2 rRNA genes are annotated in these 3,490 nt (G+C 53.6%); both read right to left on the bottom strand.

Features of this window, described 5'->3' with window-relative positions:
* Positions 1-118: 118 nt before the first annotated feature.
* Positions 119-233: ribosomal RNA gene (gene rrf, locus T331_RS0116600) — 5S ribosomal RNA — on the bottom strand.
* A gap of 122 nt (positions 234-355) precedes the next feature.
* A 23S ribosomal RNA gene (locus tag T331_RS0116595) occupies positions 356-3,089 on the bottom strand.
* Positions 3,090-3,490: the final 401 nt, after the last annotated feature.

Genomic DNA, 3,490 nt, shown 5'->3' with positions numbered 1-3,490 from the left:
GACCTTCAGGTTATGAGCCTGACGAGCTACCGGGCTGCTCCACCCCGCGTCACCGAGTAAAAAACCGCCCTTGGTGTCCCTTGGGCGGTTTTTTATTTTTGTATTGATAGGCTGGAAGACCTGGCGGCGACCTACTCTCCCGTGCCTTAAGACACAGTACCATTGGCGCTGGGGATTTTCACGTCCGAGTTCGGGATGGGATCGGGTGTAGGCTCCCCGCCAGAGCCACCAGGTCGTCCAGCCTATCAATATATGCTGTCTGGTTGAGGTTTTGGTGTGTGTGATCTCGTTTGCTTTTGTCCATGTCAGCGTATCGTCCGGATGGATGATTGCTGCTTATGGGGTTGGTGAGACGATGTTGAACTCTATCGGGTGATTAGTACCGGTTAGCTTCGCACATTACTGCGCTTCCACACCCGGCCTATTAACGTGGTGGTCTACCACGACCCTCAGGGAGGCCTAGTTTTGAGGTAAGTTTCCCGCTTAGATGCTTTCAGCGGTTATCTTTTCCGTACTTAGCTACCCGGCTATGCCGCTGGCGCGACAACCGGTACACCAGAGGTACGTCCATCCCGGTCCTCTCGTACTAGGGACAGATCCTCTCAAGCCTCCAACACCCACGGCAGATAGGGACCGAACTGTCTCACGACGTTCTAAACCCAGCTCACGTACCACTTTAATCGGCGAACAGCCGAACCCTTGGGACCTGCTCCAGCCCCAGGATGTGATGAGCCGACATCGAGGTGCCAAACCTCCCCGTCGATGTGGACTCTTGGGGGAGATCAGCCTGTTATCCCTAGAGTACCTTTTATCCGTTGAGCGATGGCCCTTCCATGCGGAACCACCGGATCACTATGGCCGACTTTCGTCTCTGCTCGAGCTGTCACTCTCGCAGTCAGGCGGGCTTATGCCATTGCACTCAACAGCCGATGTCCGACCGGCTTGAGCCCACCATCGCGCGCCTCCGTTACTTTTTGGGAGGCGACCGCCCCAGTCAAACTGCCCACCATGCAGGGTCCCGATCCCGGATAACGGGATTCGGTTAGATATCAGAAGAGTTCAGGGCGGTATTTCAAGGTTGGCTCCACCGAAGCTAGCGCCTCGGGTTCAATGCCTCCCGCCTATCCTACACAGCACTCTCCTAATACCACTGCAAAGTTGCAGTAAAGGTTCATAGGGTCTTTCCGTCTGACCGCGGGTACCCCGCATCTTCACGGGGAATTCAATTTCGCTGAGCCTACGCTGGAGACAGTGGGGAAGTCGTTACGCCATTCGTGCAGGTCGGAACTTACCCGACAAGGAATTTCGCTACCTTAGGACCGTTATAGTTACGGCCGCCGTTTACCGGGGCTTCAATTCAGTGCTTGCACACCTCCTCTTAACCTTCCGGCACCGGGCAGGCGTCAGACCGTATACGTCGTCTCTCGACTTCGCACAGCCCTGTGTTTTTACTAAACAGTCGCTACCCCCTCTTTTGTGCCACCCAATCATGGTTGCCCACAATTGGGTCTCGCTTATCCCGAAGTTACGCGAGTAATTTGCCTAGTTCCTTCAGCATAGTTCTCTCAAGCGCCTTGGTATACTCTACCAGTCCACCTGTGTCGGTTTAGGGTACGGTCTATATGCTAGAGCTATTTCCTGGAATGCTTAAAAAGCCAGATCAATCCAATAAGACCTGACAACATCTCGCATTCGTCACTTCTAGCAGGCACAGGAATATTCACCTGTTTCCCATCGACTACGGCTTTCGCCCTCGCCTTAGGAGCCGGCTCACCCTGCGCGGATTAACCTTGCGCAGGAACCCTTGGACTTACGGCGACAGTGTTTCTCACACTGTTTGTCGCTACTCATGTCAGCATTCGCACTTCTGATACCTCCAGGACCGGTCACCCGTATCCCTTCGCAGGCCTACAGAACGCTCCGCTACCGCGTGATAAATCACGCCCACAGCTTCGGTATATGGCTTGAGCCCCGTTACATTTTCGGCGCAGGATTTCTATTAGACCAGTGAGCTATTACGCTTTCTTTAAAGGATGGCTGCTTCTAAGCCAACCTCCTGGTTGTTTTGGAATTCCCACATCCTTTCCCACTTAGCCATAATTTGGGGACCTTAGCTGGTGGTCTGGGCTGTTTCCCTCTCGACGATGGACCTTAGCACCCACCGTCTGTCTGCCGTACAAGTCTCCTGGGTATTCGGAGTTTGGTTAGGTTTGGTAAGTCTTTGGGACCCCCTAGCCCATCCAGTGCTCTACCCCCCAGGGCATACATACGACGATCTACCTCAATAGATTTCGCGGAGAACCAGCTATCTCCAAGTTTGATTGGCCTTTCACCCCTAGCCACAGCTCATCCCCGACTTTTTCAACAGGCGTGGGTTCGGCCCTCCAGTGGGTGTTACCCCACCTTCAGCCTGGCCATGGCTAGATCACTTGGTTTCGGGTCTTCTGCCCGCGACTGAATGCCCTATTCAGACTCGCTTTCGCTGCGCCTACGTCTAACGACTTAAGCTTGCCGCGAACAGAAACTCGCTGACCCATTATACAAAAGGTACGCCGTCACACCATAAGGTGCTCCGACTGCTTGTAGGCATCCGGTTTCAGGTCTATTTCACTCCCCTTGTCGGGGTGCTTTTCACCTTTCCCTCACGGTACTTGTTCACTATCGGTCACCAGGGAGTATTTAGGCTTGGAGGATGGTCCCCCCATGTTCAGACAGGGTTTCACGTGCCCCGCCTTACTCAAGTCCTCAAATGTTGCCTTCGCATACGGGGCTATCACCCATATTGCCGGACTTTCCAGACCGTTCTGCTAACGTCATTTGAGGCACTGGCCTGCTCCGCGTTCGCTCGCCACTACTAGCGGAATCTCAATTGATGTCTTTTCCTCCAGGTACTGAGATGTTTCAGTTCCCCGGGTTTGCCTCTCTACCCTATGTATTCAGATAGAGATCTCCTTGCGGAGGGGTTTCCCCATTCGGATATCTTTGGATCAAAACCTGCTCGCGGTTCCCCAAAGCTTTACGCAGCGTGCCACGTCCTTCATCGCCTCCTGGTGCCAAGGCATCCACCGAATGCCCTTTTGTCGTTCAATTCGCTCTCACCACACGCAAATGCATTGAACACACATTCACGCGCTACCCACCATAAACAGGAACCATCCATCGGCGTTCCGGCTCACCCTCCGCTCTTTCAGCTCCACCGCTAGGTACGGCAAAAACCAAAATTGCTTCATCGAGCAAACCCAACGTCCAACAGCGTTTGACTGTTAGGCAGATGAGATCACACATGCACTGAACACTCGAACCATCTTGTGTCTCGCTTCCGGCTTTCACCGTCCACGGGTCAGACAACCCAACACAAGAAGCCCGGACCGATCCTCAAGGCCGAAACCTCAAAAACCAATGCGCGCATCCAGATGCACCAAAACCTATTCACCATGACAAAGAACAAATTCGTTCCCGACATTGCAGCTGGGAACAAACATCCAAGCCT

This window comes from Acidocella facilis ATCC 35904 (assembly GCF_000687875.1).
GTDB classification, from domain to species: Bacteria; Pseudomonadota; Alphaproteobacteria; order Acetobacterales; family Acetobacteraceae; genus Acidocella; species Acidocella facilis.
This window is presented reverse-complemented; position numbering and strand designations above follow the sequence as displayed.